Here is a 16,911-nt window from a genome sequence, read left to right as displayed (position 1 = left end):
CGGATGGGGAGGCAGGACGACGGTGGCGGAACGTAGCACGGCTGCCGTCGACGTGGCCGACAACAGCGGCGACGACCCGCTGACCGCCAAGGCGGACAAGGCCGCGACCGACGGAGTGGCGGAAACGCAGAAGACGGCGGCGACGACCGCCGAGGCCACGGAGAACAAGGCGGTCGAACGAAAGAGCGGCGAACAGCCCTCCATCACGGCACCCGAACTGCACAGCGGCCACAAGCTGGCCAGACGGTACCGACTGGAGGAGTGCGTCACCCGACTGGACGGGTTCAGCAGTTGGCGTGCTGTAGACGAGAAGCTGCGGCGTGCCGTCGGCGTCCACCTTCTGCCGGCCGACCACCCCCGGGCCCGCTCCGTCCTGGCCGCGGCCCGTTCCGCGGCTCTGCTCGGCGACCCCCGGTTCGTCCAAGTCCTCGATGCCGTCGAGGAGAACGACCTCGTGTACGTCGTGCACGAGTGGCTGCCCGACTCCACCGAGCTGACCGCGCTGCTCGCGACGGGCCCGATGGAGGCGCACGACGCCTACCAGCTCGTCAGCCAGGTCTCGCAGGCCATGGCCGCCGCTCACCGCGAGGGCCTCGCGCACCTCCGGCTCACCCCGAGCGCCGTCCTGCGCAGCTCCACCGGCCAGTACCGGATCCGCGGTCTCGCCGTGAACGCCGCCCTGCGCGGCATCACCGCCGAACGCCCGCAGCGCACCGACACCGAGGCGATCGGCGCCCTGCTGTACGCGGCGCTCACGCAGCGATGGCCTTACGACAGCGACGCCTACGGGCTCTCGGGCCTCCCCAAGGGCGTGGGGCTCCTCCCGCCCGACCAGGTCCGGGCGGGAGTCCACCGCGGCCTTTCCGAGATCGCCATGCGCGCCCTCGCCAACGACGGGGCCACCGCGTCCCGCCAGGAGCCGCCCTGCACGACGCCGGACGAACTCGCCAAGGCCGTGGCCGCGATGCCCCGCGTCAAGCCGCCTGAGCCGCAGTTCCCCACCCCGCCCGACTACCAGCGCACGACGTACCAGCAGGGCACCTACGGACGCCCCCAGGCACGTCCCGCCGTCACCCAGCCGGTCCTGGTGCCACCGGCCCCGCTCCAGAGCCGTACGGGCACGGCGCTGAAGTGGGCCGTCTCGGCCCTGCTGATCGCGGCCCTGGGCCTGGGCAGCTGGCAGATCGCCGACCGGCTGCTCGACCAGAAGCCGACCACCAAGACGCCGGTCACGTCCCCCACGGTCGACGAGAAGCCCGAGCCGCTCAAACCGATCTCCATCGTGTCCGCCCAGGACTTCGACCCGCTGGGCAACGGTTCGGAGAAGCCCCAGGCCATAGACCTTGCCTACGACGGTGACCTCAGCACTTTCTGGTACACCGAGAACTACCGCGGTGTCGGCTTCGCCAACCTGAAGACGGGGGTGGGTCTGATCCTCGACCTGGGCACGGCCCGGGAGATCAGCTCGGTCGACCTGTCGTTCCTGGGCCACACCTCGGTGGAGCTCCGCACCGCGCCCTCCGATGCCTCGTCGGCGCCGTCCACACCCGACGGGTTCACGACCCAGGCAGCCGGCTCGGGCAGCAACGTGGCACTGAAGCCCACCAAGCCGGTCACGACCCGCTACGTTCTGGTCTGGCTGACGGAACTCCCCGCCAACGACGGGGGCTACCGCGGCAAGCTGGCCGAGATCAAGATCTTGGGCTGACCACCGCCCGGGGAGGGGCTCACCGTTGGACGCTCCGATAGACGAGGCCACAGGCGACCAGGAGCTCTTGGCGCGCCATGTCGCCGGGGATCCCGACGCCTTCGGTGAGCTCGTACGGCGTCACCGCGACCGTCTGTGGGCGGTGGCCCTGCGCACCCTGGGGGACCGCGAGGAGGCCGCTGACGCCCTCCAGGACGCCCTGCTGTCCGCGTTCCGGGCCGCCCATACCTTCCGTGGTCAGTCGGCCGTCACGACCTGGCTCCACCGCATCACGGTGAACGCCTGCCTCGACCGGATCCGCAAGGCCGCCTCCCGCAGAACCTCGCCCGTCGACGACACCGACCGGTTCGAGCAGCTCCTCGACCCGCACGAATCGGCGGAGGCCCCCGTGGAGCGCCAGGATCTACACCGGCAGCTCCTGGCGGCCCTCGCGCAGATCCCCGAGGACCAGCGCGCCGCACTCGTCCTCGTCGACATGCAGGGATACCCGGTCGCGGAGGCGGCACGTATCCTCGGCGTTCCCACCGGAACCGTGAAGAGCCGCTGCGCGCGGGGGCGGTCCCGCCTCCTCCCGATGGTCACTCATCTGCGCGCCGACACAGTGGGTAACGAGGCCGTCGAAGGGGGAAGGAACCGGACGCCGGGGACATCCGTCCCACCGGTGCCGGGGCCGACGGATACCGGACCGACAGATCCAGCTGCTGTGAAGGGCGGAGGTGGGCGCGCGTGACTTCCACGACCGGCAAGGCCGACACGACACAGCACCCGGACGTCTCGGAGATCTCCGATCTGACCGAGGGGCTCCTCTCACCGAGCCGTTCCGCGGCCGTACGCCGCCATCTGGACGGCTGTCCCCTCTGCGCGGACGTCAGGACCTCCCTGGAGGAGATCCGGGGCCTCCTGGGCACGCTGCCCGGACCGCCTCGCATGCCCGCCGAGATCGCCGGCCGGATCGATGCAGCCCTCGCCGCCGAAGCCCTCCTCCAGGCCACCGCACCGGAGAACGGCAGCCCTGTTTCACGTGAAACATCGCTCCCCCGCACCGAGCAGCTCCCCTCCGGCGCACCTTCTCCTGCCACGGAGCGCCCTGCGGGCCGACCGAAGGCGGCCACCGGCCCCGGCCGCTCCGAAAAGCCCCGTCGGCGCCGGATCGCGCTCGTCTCCGCGCTCGGGGGCGCCTTCGCCGCCGCCGTCCTCGGTACGAGCCTCTTCCTGAGCCAGGGCGGTGGACCGACCGCCGGGAGCGCGCAGGGCGCCAAGAAGGCGGACGCCGCCGTTGTGGCCGTGAGCCCCTTCTCCGGGACGCCCGTCGAGGATCGCGTCCACGCGCTCCTGGGCGAGGAAGGCAGCACGGCCAAGACCCCCCAGGGAGTCGGCCCCGAATCGATGTCCGCCGAAGGCGCCACGCCCGCCAGCCCTCACCGGAACCGGGACAGCGCCGTCCCGGCCTGCGTCCTGGCCGGCACCGGCCATGCCGGCACCGTGCTGGCCCACGAGCGGGGCGAGTACCAGGGAGCGCCCGCCTATCTGCTCGTGCTGGCCGACCCCGCGGACGGCACCCGGGTCCAGGCCTTCGTCCTCGACGCCTCCTGTGCGGACCAGCCCACGAGCACCGGAAGCCCTGCGGCCGATCTCCTGCTCAGCGAGACGTACCCGCGCTCCTGATCTCGCTCTGTGCCTCGGCCACGTGCCGCGCGGCAATCTCGGGAATGCATGCCCCGTAGGATCCGTTGGGTGGGGTGAGAGTGACCGAGACAACCGCCCCCGTAGGCAGTGGCAGTCTGCAGAGACGAGGAAGTAACCCGTGAGCGACGTCCGTAACGTGATCATCATCGGCTCCGGGCCCGCGGGCTACACCGCAGCGCTCTACACGGCCCGAGCGTCGCTGAACCCGCTGGTCTTCGAGGGTGCCGTCACCGCCGGTGGCGCGCTGATGAACACGACCGAGGTCGAGAACTTCCCCGGGTTCCGTGACGGCATCATGGGTCCGGACCTGATGGACAACATGCGGGCCCAGGCCGAGCGCTTCGGCGCCGAGCTGATCCCCGACGACGTCATCGCCGTGGACCTGACCGGCGACATCAAGACCGTCACCGACACCGCCGGCACCGTGCACCGCGCGAAGGCCGTCATCGTCACCACGGGCTCCCAGCACCGCAAGCTCGGCCTCCCCAACGAGGACACGCTCTCGGGCCGCGGTGTCTCCTGGTGCGCCACCTGCGACGGGTTCTTCTTCAAGGACCAGGACATCGCCGTCGTCGGCGGCGGCGACACCGCGATCGAGGAAGCCACCTTCCTCTCGCGCTTCGCCAAGTCCGTCACGATCGTCCACCGCCGCGACACCCTGCGCGCCTCCAAGGCCATGCAGGAGCGCGCCTTCGCCGACCCGAAGATCTCGTTCGCCTGGGACAGCGAGGTCACCGAGATCCACGGCGAGCAGAAGCTCAGCGGTCTGACCCTGCGCGACACCAAGACCGGCGCGACCCGCCAGCTGCCCGTCACCGGCCTCTTCATCGCCGTGGGCCACGACCCGCGGACCGAGCTCTTCAAGGGCCAGCTGGAGCTGGACGAGGAGGGTTACCTGAAGGTGGCCGCCCCGTCGACCCGCACCAACCTCACGGGCGTCTTCGGTGCGGGCGACGTCGTCGACCACACCTACCGTCAGGCCATCACGGCCGCCGGTACCGGATGCTCCGCCGCACTCGACGCCGAGCGCTTCCTGGCCGCCCTCGCCGACAGCGAGAAGCTGGCCGAGACCCCTGCGGTCTGACCCTCGTCTTTCCTGACTCCACACCCCGCGAAAACAAGGAGGCCGCCGTGGCCCTGAAGACTGTGACCGACGCTTCCTTCGAAGAGGACGTCCTCAAGAGCGACAAGCCCGTCCTGGTGGACTTCTGGGCGGCGTGGTGCGGCCCGTGCCGCCAGATCGCCCCGTCGCTGGAGGCCATCGCAGCCGAGCACGGCGAGATCGAGGTCGTGAAGCTCAACATCGACGAGAACCCGGGAACGGCCGCCAAGTACGGCGTCATGTCCATCCCGACGCTGAACGTCTACCAGAACGGCGAGGTCGTGAAGACGATCGTCGGCGCCAAGCCGAAGGCCGCCATCCTGCGCGACCTGGCGGACTTCGTCGAGCCCTCGAACGGCTGACACGCCCTCTGTTTCACGTGAAACGTGAAACACGAGAACGGCCCGCCCCGACAAGGGGCGGGCCGTTCTCGTGTCCCTGTCCTAGAGCGGCCGCAGGGCCGGCTCCTTCTGCACGGCGCCGAGCAGCCGGTCCAGAGCCATCTCGACGTCCTCCTTCCAGGAGAGCGTCGTACGGAGCTCCAGCCTCATCCGGGGGAACGCGTGATGTGGCCGGACCGTCTTGAAGCCCACGGCCAGGAGGTGCTCGGCCGGCAGCACACAGGCCGGTTCCTTCCACCGGGCATCGCCGAACGCCTCGATCGCCTTGAAGCCCCGCCTCATCACGTCTTTGGCCACGGTCTGCACGACCATCCGGCCCAACCCCTGGCCCTGATACTGCGGCATGATCCAGGCCGTCATCAGCTGGACGGAGTCAGCCGCCACCGGACTGGTCGGGAAGGCCGTCGACCGCGGCACATAGGCCGGGGGAGCGTAGAGCACATAGCCGACGGGCACCTCGTCCACGTAGACGACCCGCCCGCAGGAACCCCACTCCAGGAGGACCGCCGAGATCCAGGCTTCCTTCTCCACCTCCGGACGCCCCGCCTTCACGGCGGCCTCTCCGCTGACCGGGTCGAGCTCCCAGAAGACACAGGAGCGACATCGCTGGGGAAGATCCGGAAGGTTGTCCAGCGTGAGCGGTACGAGCCGACGCCCCACGGCTTCCCCTCGCTTCCCTCGCCCTTGAGCACGGATACGCTTCTCAGAATCGTATCGACCGGGCGATCAGGGGGACACCGCTCGCAGGCAAAGGGCGGGTCGGGCTCCGATGAAGACCGGAGCCCGACCCGCCCTGGGCAACCTCAGCGCAGCAGGAGCGTCAGCCCTGCTCGCTCCGCTCGGTGTTGTGGTCCATGACCTTCCCCTCGCCGGGGGCGAGGGTCGAGAGGATCCGGTCCAGATCGTCTATCGAGGCGAACTCGACGACGATCTTTCCCTTCTTCTGCCCCAGGTCGACCTTCACCCGGGTCTCGAAGCGGTCCGAGAGCCGTGACGCGAGATCGGTGAGTGCGGGAGAGACGCGCCCCCCGGCCCGCGGGCCCTTCGGCTTGACCGCGGCGGGCTCCTCGGAGCCCATGAGGCTCACGATCTCCTCGACGGTACGCACGGAGAGGCCCTCGGCGACGATCCGGTAGGCCAGCTGGTCCTGGGCCTCCGAGTCCTCCACGCCGAGCAGGGCCCGCGCGTGGCCGGCGGAGAGCACGCCGGCGGCGACCCTCCGCTGCACCGGCGGCGAGAGACGCAGCAGGCGCAGCGTGTTGGAGATCTGCGGCCGGGAACGTCCGATCCGCTCCGCGAGCTGGTCATGGGTGCAGCCGAAGTCCTTGAGCAGCTGCTCGTAGGCGTGGGCCTCTTCGATCGCGTTCAGCTGGGCCCGGTGGAGGTTCTCCAGGAGTGCGTCCAGGAGCATCTTCTCGTCGTCGGTGTCCCGGACGATCGCCGGGATCCGCTCAAGGCCGGCCTGCTTCGATGCCCGCAGACGACGCTCACCCATGACGAGCTCGTAGCGCTCGTCATCGACCTTGCGCACCACCACGGGCTGGAGGAGGCCGACCTCCTTGATGGAGACGACCAGCTCCGCCAGAGCGTCCTCGTCGAAGACCTCACGCGGCTGGTGCCGGTTGGGGACGATGGCGTCGACCGGAAGCTCGGTGAAGTAGGCCCCGCCCTGAATCTCCGGCAGGGCCACCTCCTCGGCCTCGCTCCACGACGCCGCCGCATCGGGGGACGGGCTGCTGTGCGGAAGCGTCGCCAGCTTCGCGGCGGCCACGCCTCGCTCAGCCGACAGCCCGGAGGCAGCGCCGGGGGAGGTCGCGCCCACCCCGATACCGACCGCCGGAACCTTCTGTTCCTGGGGAGCGGCGGGGATCAGCGCACCGAGCCCACGCCCCAATCCCCTAGGTCGCTTGCTCACTGGACACCCTCCGACGTGCTGCGCTGGTTGTTCTGGTGCCCTGTATGGGCGTGCTGCGGGTCGTAGTGCAGGGCAGCACCCCGCAGGGCGATCTCGCGGGCGGCTTCCAGGTACGACAGGGCACCACTGGAGCCCGGGTCGTAGGTGAGAACCGTCTGGCCGTAACTCGGTGCCTCCGAGATGCGGACGGACCTCGGAATGCTGGTCCGCAGCACCTCCTCGGCGAAGTGTGTGCGCACCTCGTCGGCGACCTGGGAGGCGAGCCTCGTCCGGCCGTCGTACATGGTGAGCAGGATCGTCGAGACGTGGAGCTCGGGGTTCAGATGGCCCCGGACCAGCTCGACGTTCCGCAGGAGCTGGCCGAGGCCTTCCAGCGCGTAGTACTCGCACTGGATCGGAATCAGCACCTCGGCGCCCGCCACCATGGCGTTGACCGTGAGCAGGCCGAGGGAGGGCGGGCAGTCGATGAGGATGTAGTCGAGCGGCTGCTCGTAGGCCTGGATCGCCCGCTGCAGACGGCTCTCACGCGCCACCAGCGACACGAGCTCGATCTCCGCACCGGCGAGATCGATGGTGGCGGGGGCGCAGAAGAGGCCCTCGACATCCAGGACCGGCTGCACCACCTCGGACAGCGGCCGGCTGTCCACCAGAACGTCGTAGATCGAGGGGACCTCGGCGTGGTGGTCGATGCCGAGCGCCGTAGAGGCGTTGCCCTGCGGGTCCAGGTCGATGACCAGCACCCGGGCGCCGTGCAGGGCCAGCGAGGCGGCAAGGTTGACCGTCGTGGTCGTCTTGCCCACGCCGCCCTTCTGATTGGCGACCACCATCACGCGCGTCTGGGCCGGTCGGGGAAGTCCCTCACCGGCACGACCCAGGGCTTCTACTGCCAGTTGGGCAGCACGACCAATGGGGGTGTCGTCCATCGGGGGCAATGTTTCACGTGAAACATCCTCCCCCACCGATTCGGTTCGGGGACCGGGGACCGGATCGGTCATCGGTCCCGCGATGTTGGCGTCGGACCGCAAGGATTCACTCTCCTCGGCTTCAGGCTCGCGATGAGCAGAGCCTGCCATGCTTTCGGGGTCGTGAACCAGCGAGGTCGGTGGTTCTGTGGGTGAATCCACCTCTGTGGACAACTCCGTAACCCTCGCGAGTGGCTTCACGCGGGGCTTACGGTCCCGGGGCGTGGCAGCCGCGCGACCGCGGCTGATGATCCCGTGCAGCAGGGAGCGACGTTTCACGTGAAACACCATGCCCCTGCTGCCCGGCCGGAGCCGTTCGACACTCCGAAATGGTACGTATGCGACGCTCAGCGGCGTCGACGGGTCTTGCTCGTCCGGGCAGCCTTGGCCCGCTTCGCCGCGAACCGCACACCGCCCGGGCTCTCGCCGACCTCCACCCGGACGACCGTGGACAGCGGATCGACGATCCCCTCGCCCACGTGCAGCACCGAGGTCTCCACCACACCGAGCTTGGAGAGTGCGGCGCGAGCGCCGTTGAGCTCCTCCTCCGCGGTGTCGCCCTTGAGGGCCAGCATCTCGCCGTACGGGCGGAGCAAGGGGACGCCCCAGCCGGCCAGGCGGTCCAGCGGGGCCACCGCGCGAGCGGTCACCACGTGGACGGGTGTGATCTTGTCGAGCATCTCCTCCGCGCGGCCACGGACCACGGTCACGTGGTCGAGGCCCAGCAGCTCGACGACTTCCTGGAGGAAGTTCGTCCGGCGCAGCAGCGGCTCCAGGAGAGTGATCTTGAGGTCGGGCCGGACCAGAGCCAACGGGATGCCGGGAAGACCGGCGCCCGAGCCCACGTCGCAGACCGTGACGCCCTCGGGGACGACCTCCGAGAGAACGGCACAGTTCAGCATGTGCCGCTCCCACAGCCGCGGGACCTCGCGCGGGCCGATCAGGCCGCGCTTCACACCCGCGTCCGCGAGAAGCTCCGCGTACCGCACGGCCTCCGGGAAGTACTCACCGAAGACTGTCCGCGCCTGCTCCGGGGCCTCCGGGAGCTCCGCTGCCTCCGTCACGGGAACCGTCCTTCCGTACCGCACGCAATTACTGCGAGCGCACTGTGGTGGCTGACTATCAGGCTGACCAAGATCGGCCCCGCCTGCGAACAGACGGGGCCGACACTACGAGAGGGATCAGGCCGGAAGTACGACGACGAAGCGCTGCGGCTCCTCGCCCTCGGACTCACTGCGCAGACCGGCGGCGGCGATCGCGTCGTGCACGACCTTGCGCTCGAACGGGGTCATCGGGTCCAGCTTGACCGGCTGGCCGCTGGACTTCACCTCGTCCGCGGCCTTGGCGCCCAGCTCTGCGAGCTCGGTGCGCTTCTGGGCGCGGAAACCGGCGACGTCGAGCATGAGCCGGCTGCGGTCGCCGGTCTCACGGTGCACGGCCAGGCGGGTCAGCTCCTGGAGAGCCTCCAGGACCTCGCCGTCGCGGCCCACGAGCTTCTGCAGGTCACGGCTGCTGGAGTCGCTGACGATCGAGACCGCGGCGCGGTCCGCCTCGACGTCCATGTCGATGTCGCCGTCGAGGTCGGCGATGTCGAGCAGACCCTCGAGGTAGTCGGCCGCGATCTCACCCTCCTGCTCCAGGCGGGTCAGGGTGTCGCCACCCTCGGCGGCGGAGGTAATGGCTTCCGTCACGGATGGTCTCCTCTTACTTCTTGGACGACGGGTGCTTGGGCCGCTGCTGGCCCTTGCGCTGACCGGACTTGCCCTGGCGGGAGCCTCCGGAGTTGGCACGGGGACGCGCGGGCTTGTCGCCCTGCGCCTGGTCCTGCGCCTCGTCCTTCGCTTCGGCCTCAGCGTCGGCCTTCGCCGAACCCTGTGGCTTCTTCTCCAGCGAGGTGGTCGGCTGCTCAGCGGCCGGCTCGGAGCCTTCCTCGGCGTCCTTCGCCACGGCCTGCTGCGCCGCGGCGGCCTGGCGCTGGGCCTTGGTCTGACGCTTGGGCTGCTGCCGCTTGGCGGCGCCGCCGCCCTCGGCCTCGGCCTCGATCGTGTCGCTCTTGATCACGGTGCCGTCGGCCTGGGCCGCGAAGCCGGCCTTGGTCAGACCCGCGAAGAAGCGGCGCTCGTTCTCGTTGCGATCGCTGGTGCTCTTGGCGACGATCAACTTCACGATGGTCTTCCGGCGACGGCCGCGGACCTCACCGTGGGCGGTGATGCTCTTCAGCAGACGCTGGAGGTAGGAGTCCTGCGCCTTGCTGCCCGGGGTCGGGTTCTGGTTGATCACGTACATCTGCTGGCCCATGGTCCACACGTTGGTGGTCAGCCAGTAGACGAGGACACCGACGGGGAAGTTGATACCCATGACGGCGAAGATCACCGGGAAGATGTACATGAGCATCTTCTGCTGCTGCATGTACGGGGTCTTCACCGAGAGGTCGACGTTCTTCATCATCAGCTGGCGCTGCGTGAAGAACTGCGAGGCCGACATCAGGACGATCATGATCGCGGTGACGATGCGGACCGAGGTGATCGATGCGTCAAGAGCGGCGACCGCGGCGGCGCTGTCGGTGAACTTCGAGGCCAGCGGGGCACCGAAGATGTGTGCCTGACGGGCGCTGGCAAGCAGCGGGCCGTCGATGACACCGATCTCCTTGCCCGAGGCGATCGAGGAGAGCACGTGGTACAGGGCGAAGAAGAACGGCGACTGCGCCAGGATGGGAAGGCACGAGGAGAGCGGGTTGGTGCCCGTCTCCTTGTACAGCTTCATCATCTCTTCGGACTGACGCTGCTTGTCGCTCTTGTAGCGCTCCTGGATCGCCTTCATCTTCGGCTGGAGCGCCTGCATGTTCCGGGTCGACTTGATCTGCTTGACGAACAGCGGGATCAGGCAGATACGGATCAGCACCACGAGGCACACGATCGACAGACCCCAGGCCCAGCCCGTGTCAGGGCCGAAGATCGCCCCGAACAGCTTGTGGAACTGGACGATCACCCATGAGACAGGTGTGGTGATGAAGCTGAACAGACTGGCAATCGTGTCCACTAATCAGGCTCCTTGAGCATTGGGCGAAGTCTCGGCGGCCGGGCTCGTCTCGGCGGTGGACCCGCCCTTGTCGCCGCGCAGCGCGTTCCTCAGCATTTCGTGCCAGCGAGGGCGCTTCCGCGGGGGGACATGGTCCACACCGCCGGGCGACCACGGGTTGCACCGCAGGATGCGCCAGGCGGTCAGGGCCGTGCCCTTGATCGCGCCATGCCGGTCGATGGCCGTGAATCCGTAGTGGGAACACGACGGGTAGTACCGGCAGACAGGCCCCAGAAGAGGGCTGATCGTCCACTGGTACAGCTTGATGAGAGCCAGCAGCGGGTACTTCATCGCGCGCCCCCTCCCAGCAACCGCTCAAAAGCGGCGTCCAGGTCTCGGGCCAGCTGTGCGTGGTCGGCGTCACCGGCTCCGGGCAACGCCCGTACGACCACCAGGCTACCGGGGGGCAGCTCGATGAGACGGTCGCGGAGAAGATGGCGCAGGCGACGCTTCACCTGGTTGCGTACGACCGCGCCGCCTACGGCCTTGCTCACGACGAAACCCGCACGCGTCGGGGGAGCGCTCTCCCCAGGCGCGTGCGGGTCCGTTGCACCGCTGCGTAGGTGGACGACGAGGAGCGGGCGACCGGCCCGGCGACCTCGGCGTACCGCGGTTGCGAAGTCCTCGCGCCGCCTCAGCCGATTCTCGGTAGGCAGCACGTCATGACCTGTTTAAGTGGATCAGGCGGACAGGCTCGCGCGACCCTTGCCACGGCGGTTCGCCAGGATGGCGCGGCCGGCACGGGTGCGCATGCGCAGGCGGAAGCCGTGGGTCTTCGCACGACGACGGTTGTTCGGCTGGAAGGTGCGCTTGCTCACTCGGGGGCTCCAGAAATGATTCGGGTGGTGGCGGGACATCGCCTGGCTGTCACCGTGCGCCCACGAGTAGCTCGTAACGCCCGATAGCACCGCTTCGCGATCACAGATCGTGATCTTTGCCCATCGGAGGCAGGCGGCAGCAGCCATCGACAACTCGACCTGGTCACGGTACGCGCGGCTACGCCATCCGGTCAAACCGACCTGTCGCCATGGTCCATTATGCACAGGCTGTGGACAACAACTTGAACCACGTCAGCCGCCCCGACTACCGTGGTGAGACTCCACAGTCTTTTCCGTTCTGTCCTCACCTGTCCTCAACGGACCCGTCCTCACGGACTTCGACCCACCGTCCCCGAGAACCACACCATCGTGGGGACCTGCGAGAAAGCGTGCCCCGTGGCTGACGTACCTGCCGATCTTGCCGCAGTGTGGCCACGCGTCCTCGAGCAGCTCCTGGGCGAAGGGCAGCAAGGGATCGAGGCCAAGGACAAGCAGTGGATCGAGCGCTGCCAGCCACTGGCCCTGGTCGCGGACACCGCCCTCCTCGCCGTGCCGAACGAGTGGGGCAAGCGCGTCCTCGAAGGCCGACTGGCCCCGCTGATCAGCGAGACCTTGAGCCGTGAGTGCGGTCGCACGATCCGGATCGCGATCACCGTCGACGACTCCGTCGGCGAGCCGACCCCGCCCGCGCCTCCCGCGCAGCAGCCCCGCTACGACGAGCGCCCGCAGCACGAGCCGTACGAGAAGTACGAAGGCTACGGTCACCGTCCGATGCCCGACGACGGGCTGCCCACCGCGCGCCCGGCCTACCCGGACTACCAGCAGCCGCAGCGACCCGACCCCGGTTCCTGGCCGCGCACCCAGGAGGACCTGTCCTGGCAGCAGCCGCGGCTCGGCGGTTACCAGGAGCGGGCGCCGTACACCGGCCCGGAGCAGTCCCGGCAGTCCCGCTACGACGAGCCCCCCCGGGGATACGAGCAGCCGCAGCGGCCCGAGCGCGCCGAGCTGCCCGACCCGCAGGGCCCCGGTGCCCGCCCCGGCCCCCGGCCGGGCGGCGGTCCGGTCCACGGAGGTCCCGGTTCCTCGTCCTCCGGGCAGGGCTCCGGCGCGCCGGGCGAGCAGCACGCGCGGCTGAACCCCAAGTACCTCTTCGACACCTTCGTCATCGGATCCTCGAACCGATTCGCGCACGCCGCCGCCGTCGCGGTGGCGGAGGCGCCGGCGAAGGCGTACAACCCGCTCTTCATCTACGGGGAGTCGGGGCTCGGCAAGACCCACCTGCTGCACGCCATCGGCCACTACGCGCGGAGCCTCTACCCGGGCACGCGCGTGCGGTACGTGAGCTCCGAGGAGTTCACCAACGAGTTCATCAACTCGATCCGCGACGGCAAGGGCGACGCCTTCCGCAAGCGCTACCGCGATGTGGACATCCTGCTCGTCGACGACATCCAGTTCCTCGCGAGCAAGGAGTCGACGCAGGAGGAGTTCTTCCACACCTTCAATACGCTGCACAACGCGAACAAGCAGATCGTGCTCTCCTCGGACCGGCCGCCCAAGCAGCTCGTGACGCTGGAGGACCGGCTCCGCAACCGCTTCGAGTGGGGTCTCACCACCGACGTGCAGCCGCCCGAGCTGGAGACGCGGATCGCGATCCTCCGCAAGAAGGCCGTGCAGGAACAGCTCAACGCCCCGCCAGAGGTGCTGGAGTTCATCGCCTCCCGGATCTCGCGGAACATCCGCGAGCTGGAAGGCGCGCTGATCCGGGTGACGGCCTTCGCGAGCCTCAACCGGCAGCCGGTGGACCTGGGGCTCACCGAGATCGTCCTCAAGGATCTGATCCCCGGCGGCGAGGACAGCTCGCCGGAGATCACCGCCCCCGCGATCATGGCGGCCACGGCCGACTACTTCGGGCTGACGGTGGAGGACCTCTGCGGATCGTCGCGCAGCCGGGTCCTGGTGACCGCGCGGCAGATCGCCATGTACCTGTGCCGTGAGCTGACGGACCTGTCGCTGCCGAAGATCGGCGCGCAGTTCGGCGGCCGCGACCATACGACGGTGATGCACGCGGACCGGAAGATCCGTGCCCTGATGGCGGAGCGGCGCTCCATCTACAACCAGGTCACCGAGCTCACGAACCGCATCAAGAACGGCTGACGGACCGCCGCGACGGCAGCGGTCGAAGGGCGCCCCAGGACACCTCCTGGGGCGCCCTTCGGCGTTCCTGGAACCCCCTCCTGGGGCGCCCTCCAGCGTTCTCGAACCCGCTCCAGGGGCGCCCGTGTTCGCTGTACACAGCTGTGTACGAGCGCGGGGTGTTCGATTACTCCGTTCTGGTGGCGGGTTCTCCACAGATTGGGGGATGATCTCCCGTCCACAGGGTGGGGACTGTCGAGTTATCCGGACTGTGTCCACAGGCCGAGCTGTTGACAGGTCATCACCCCAGGTCAAGCCCTTGGGGATTTGTTGGCAACCATTGTCCACAGGGTGTGGATGAAATTTTTGTCCACAGGGGGCCCGGAAAGTTGTCCACCGGCCGCCCACAGGCGACTGTCGGTTGCCCACAGCTTCTCCACACCCCTGTCCACTGTTCGGCAACGAATCGCCCGTCCTCACCGCCTCGAGTGAAAGCCGTCACACCAAGGGAGACGATTGGGCTGTGGGGAACGTGGGTAAAGCTGGGGACAGTGCTGGGGAGAACTCCCCATGGCCTGTGTACCGGATGTGCAGAACTTTTCGGTGTCCACAGAGAACCCTGGTTTTCCACGGGTTCCACCCACAGGGTCGGTGGACAAAAAAACGGGTCTGACCTGCGAAAACGACGTTATCCACCGTTTCCACAGGCCCTACTACTACTCCTACTTAGAGTTAGCTAGGAATCCGCTTCGAAGTGGGGCCTGTGCACAACTCGCCGCCGGAGCTCCGACGCGCCCTCGTCGCGACTTGACCCCGAGCAGCAACGAGTGTCGGCGGCGTACGTCAGACTGGTTCCCTCAGTCGACGAAGAGCCAGCAACAAGCAGGAGGCGGTTCCGGTGAAGATCCGGGTGGAGCGCGACGTACTCGCCGAGGCGGTGGCCTGGGTGGCCCGCAGCCTTCCGGCCCGTCCGCCGGCGCCCGTACTCGCGGGCCTTCTCCTGAAGGCCGAGGACGGCGCCCTGAGCTTCTCCAGCTTCGACTACGAGGTCTCCGCCCGGGTCTCGGTCGAGGCCGAGGTCGAGGAGGACGGCACGGTCCTCGTCTCCGGTCGGCTGCTCGCCGACATCTGCCGCGCCCTCCCCAACCGTCCCGTGGAGATCTCCACAGACGGTGTACGGGCGACCGTGGTCTGCGGCTCCTCCCGCTTCACCCTCCACACCCTGCCTGTGGAGGAGTACCCGGCGCTGCCGGAGATGCCCACCGCGACCGGCACCGTCCCCGGTGAGGTCTTCGCCTCCGCCGCCGCGCAGGTGGCCATCGCCGCCGGCCGTGACGACACGCTGCCCGTCCTCACCGGTGTGCGCATCGAGATCGAGGGCGACACGGTCACCCTGGCCTCCACCGACCGCTACCGCTTCGCGGTCCGCGAGTTCCTGTGGAAGCCGGAGTCCCCGGACGCCTCCGCGGTCGCCCTGGTGCCCGCGAAGACCCTCCTGGACACCGCGAAGGCGCTCACGAGCGGCGACACGGTCACGCTGGCGCTCTCGGGCTCCGGCAAGGGCGAGGGCCTCATCGGTTTCGAGGGCGCGGGCCGCCGCACCACCACCCGGCTGCTCGAAGGCGACCTGCCGAAGTACCGCACGCTCTTCCCCACCGAGTTCAACTCGGTCGCGGTGATCGAGACCGCGCCCTTCGTCGAGGCCGTCAAGCGCGTGGCCCTGGTCGCCGAGCGCAACACCCCGGTGCGGCTGAGCTTCGAGCAGGGCGTGCTGATCCTGGAGGCCGGCTCCAGCGACGACGCACAGGCTGTGGAGCGTGTGGACGCCCAGCTGGAGGGCGACGACATCTCGATCGCCTTCAACCCGACCTTCCTCCTGGACGGCCTGAGCGCGATCGACTCCCCGGTCGCCCAGCTCTCCTTCACGACCTCCACCAAGCCGGCGCTGCTCAGCGGCAAGCCCGCCGTGGACGCCGAGGCGGACGAGGCCTACAAGTACCTGATCATGCCGGTACGACTCAGCGGCTGACCTGCTTGAACGGGGTCGCCGCCGCAGCGGCTGACCTGCTCGTACGGGGTCGTCGCCTGAGCGGCTGACCCCACAGGTGTGCACCCGGGGCCGGGCGTAGGCTCGGACCCGGGTAAACCGCACACGACGCTTAAGGAATCTCTGATGGAGCTCGGTCTCGTCGGTCTCGGCAAGATGGGCGGCAACATGCGCGAGCGCATCCGCCGCGCAGGCCACACCGTCATCGGATACGACCGCAACCCGGACCTCGCCGATGTCCACAGCCTCGAGGAGCTTGTGGGCAAGCTCAAGGGTCCGCGGGTCGTGTGGGTCATGGTTCCGGCCGGTGCCGCGACCCAGTCCACGGTCGACGAGCTGGCCGCACTCCTCTCCCCCGGCGACATCGTCGTGGACGGTGGGAACTCCCGCTGGACCGATGACGAGAAGCACGCCGAGGAGCTCGCCGCCAAGGGCATCGGGTTCGTCGACTGCGGCGTCTCCGGCGGCGTCTGGGGCCTGGAGAACGGCTACGCGCTGATGTACGGCGGCTCCGCCGAGGACGTGGCGAAGGTCCAGCCGATCTTCGACGCGCTCAAGCCCGAGGGCGAGTTCGGCTCGGTCCACGCGGGCAAGGTCGGCGCCGGCCACTTCGCGAAGATGGTCCACAACGGCATCGAGTACGCGATGATGCAGGCCTACGCCGAGGGCTGGGAGCTCCTGGAGAAGGTCGACTCCGTCACCGACGTGCGCGAGGTCTTCCGCTCCTGGCAGGAGGGCACGGTCATCCGTTCCTGGCTGCTGGACCTCGCGGTCAACGCGCTGGACGAGGACGAGCACCTGGACGAGCTGCGCGGCTACGCACAGGACTCCGGCGAGGGCCGGTGGACCGTCGAGGCCGCCATCGACAACGCCGTACCGCTGCCGGCGATCACCGCGTCGCTGTTCGCGCGGTTCGCGTCCCGTCAGGACGACTCGCCGCAGATGAAGATGATCGCCGCGCTGCGCAACCAGTTCGGTGGCCACGCGGTCGAGTCCAAGAAGTAATCCACAGGCTGTGCACCGGGCGGTGCACAGCCGTCGGGGGAAGGTCGGCGCCCACC

At 68.9% G+C, this 16,911-nt stretch carries 17 protein-coding genes; 8 read left to right on the top strand and 9 right to left on the bottom strand.

What is annotated here, in order from left to right:
• Positions 1-22: 22 nt before the first annotated feature.
• The 5 genes from ACFWWU_RS02515 to trxA all read left to right on the top strand — a co-directional run bounded on the left by ACFWWU_RS02515 (position 23) and on the right by trxA (position 4,858).
• The gene (locus ACFWWU_RS02515; protein WP_384137980.1) at positions 23-1,708 is read left to right on the top strand and encodes a protein kinase family protein; all 1,686 of its coding nucleotides are present in this window, start codon (positions 23-25) and stop codon (positions 1,706-1,708) included.
• Positions 1,709-1,733: 25 nt separating this feature from the next.
• A complete protein-coding gene (sigM, locus tag ACFWWU_RS02510) occupies positions 1,734-2,438 on the top strand; it encodes an RNA polymerase sigma factor SigM (RefSeq protein ID WP_384137978.1) in 705 nt (234 codons plus the stop codon).
• The gene (locus tag ACFWWU_RS02505) at positions 2,435-3,373 is read left to right on the top strand and encodes a zf-HC2 domain-containing protein (RefSeq protein WP_384137977.1); all 939 of its coding nucleotides are present in this window, start codon (positions 2,435-2,437) and stop codon (positions 3,371-3,373) included. Before sigM ends, ACFWWU_RS02505 begins: the two co-directional genes overlap by 4 nt.
• 139 nt (positions 3,374-3,512) lie before the next feature.
• Entirely contained in the window at positions 3,513-4,478 is a 966-nt protein-coding gene (trxB, locus tag ACFWWU_RS02500) for a thioredoxin-disulfide reductase (RefSeq protein WP_384137975.1), read from the top strand.
• Between the two features lie 47 nt (positions 4,479-4,525).
• Entirely contained in the window at positions 4,526-4,858 is a 333-nt protein-coding gene (gene trxA, locus ACFWWU_RS02495; RefSeq protein WP_384137973.1) for a thioredoxin, read from the top strand.
• Between the two features lie 81 nt (positions 4,859-4,939).
• On the opposite strand, the gene ACFWWU_RS02490 is transcribed toward trxA, so the two are convergent.
• The 9 genes from ACFWWU_RS02490 to rpmH form a co-directional block, all read right to left on the bottom strand.
• Positions 4,940-5,557: a GNAT family N-acetyltransferase gene (locus ACFWWU_RS02490; protein ID WP_384137971.1), complete on the bottom strand. Its 618-nt coding sequence runs from the start codon at positions 5,555-5,557 to the stop codon at positions 4,940-4,942.
• A 160-nt stretch (positions 5,558-5,717) separates the two neighbouring features.
• Positions 5,718-6,812 (bottom strand): ParB/RepB/Spo0J family partition protein, encoded by a 1,095-nt coding sequence (locus ACFWWU_RS02485; RefSeq protein ID WP_384137970.1) that lies wholly within the window; start codon positions 6,810-6,812, stop codon positions 5,718-5,720.
• Positions 6,809-7,885 (bottom strand): ParA family protein, encoded by a 1,077-nt coding sequence (locus ACFWWU_RS02480; RefSeq protein WP_384138430.1) that lies wholly within the window; start codon positions 7,883-7,885, stop codon positions 6,809-6,811. The genes ACFWWU_RS02485 and ACFWWU_RS02480 overlap by 4 nt, the downstream gene beginning before the upstream one ends.
• A gap of 236 nt (positions 7,886-8,121) precedes the next feature.
• Positions 8,122-8,838, bottom strand: coding sequence for a 16S rRNA (guanine(527)-N(7))-methyltransferase RsmG (rsmG, locus tag ACFWWU_RS02475; RefSeq protein WP_317597194.1), 717 nt, complete (start codon positions 8,836-8,838; stop codon positions 8,122-8,124).
• Between the two features lie 117 nt (positions 8,839-8,955).
• The gene (locus ACFWWU_RS02470; RefSeq protein WP_384137968.1) at positions 8,956-9,465 is read right to left on the bottom strand and encodes a protein jag; all 510 of its coding nucleotides are present in this window, start codon (positions 9,463-9,465) and stop codon (positions 8,956-8,958) included.
• 13 nt (positions 9,466-9,478) lie between these two features.
• Complete coding sequence (gene yidC / locus ACFWWU_RS02465) at positions 9,479-10,813, bottom strand: membrane protein insertase YidC (RefSeq protein WP_384137966.1); 1,335 nt, start codon at positions 10,811-10,813, stop codon at positions 9,479-9,481.
• Between the two features lie 3 nt (positions 10,814-10,816).
• Positions 10,817-11,143 carry a membrane protein insertion efficiency factor YidD gene (yidD, locus tag ACFWWU_RS02460; protein ID WP_015034858.1) on the bottom strand — a complete coding sequence of 109 codons (327 nt, stop codon included), beginning with the start codon at positions 11,141-11,143 and terminating at the stop codon, positions 10,817-10,819.
• Positions 11,140-11,511, bottom strand: coding sequence for a ribonuclease P protein component (gene rnpA, locus ACFWWU_RS02455; RefSeq protein ID WP_384137964.1), 372 nt, complete (start codon positions 11,509-11,511; stop codon positions 11,140-11,142). Before rnpA ends, yidD begins: the two co-directional genes overlap by 4 nt.
• A 21-nt stretch (positions 11,512-11,532) precedes the next feature.
• On the bottom strand, positions 11,533-11,670 hold the full coding sequence (gene rpmH, locus ACFWWU_RS02450; protein WP_006381191.1) for a 50S ribosomal protein L34: 138 nt from the start codon (positions 11,668-11,670) through the stop codon (positions 11,533-11,535).
• 396 nt (positions 11,671-12,066) lie between these two features.
• On the opposite strand from rpmH, the gene dnaA reads away from it, so the two are divergent.
• The 3 genes from dnaA (at position 12,067) to gnd (ending at position 16,855) form a co-directional block, all read left to right on the top strand.
• On the top strand, positions 12,067-13,824 hold the full coding sequence (dnaA, locus tag ACFWWU_RS02445) for a chromosomal replication initiator protein DnaA (RefSeq protein WP_384137963.1): 1,758 nt from the start codon (positions 12,067-12,069) through the stop codon (positions 13,822-13,824).
• 877 nt (positions 13,825-14,701) lie between these two features.
• A complete protein-coding gene (gene dnaN / locus ACFWWU_RS02440) occupies positions 14,702-15,832 on the top strand; it encodes a DNA polymerase III subunit beta (RefSeq protein WP_030205035.1) in 1,131 nt (376 codons plus the stop codon).
• Between the two features lie 144 nt (positions 15,833-15,976).
• The gene (gnd, locus tag ACFWWU_RS02435; RefSeq protein ID WP_384137961.1) at positions 15,977-16,855 is read left to right on the top strand and encodes a phosphogluconate dehydrogenase (NAD(+)-dependent, decarboxylating); all 879 of its coding nucleotides are present in this window, start codon (positions 15,977-15,979) and stop codon (positions 16,853-16,855) included.
• Positions 16,856-16,911 lie beyond the last annotated feature (56 nt).

It is taken from the genome of Streptomyces sp. NPDC058650, from assembly GCF_042717315.1.
Classification (GTDB): Bacteria; Actinomycetota; Actinomycetes; order Streptomycetales; family Streptomycetaceae; genus Streptomyces.
Note: the sequence above shows the minus strand (reverse complement) of the source record. Positions and strands in the feature narration are given on the sequence as shown.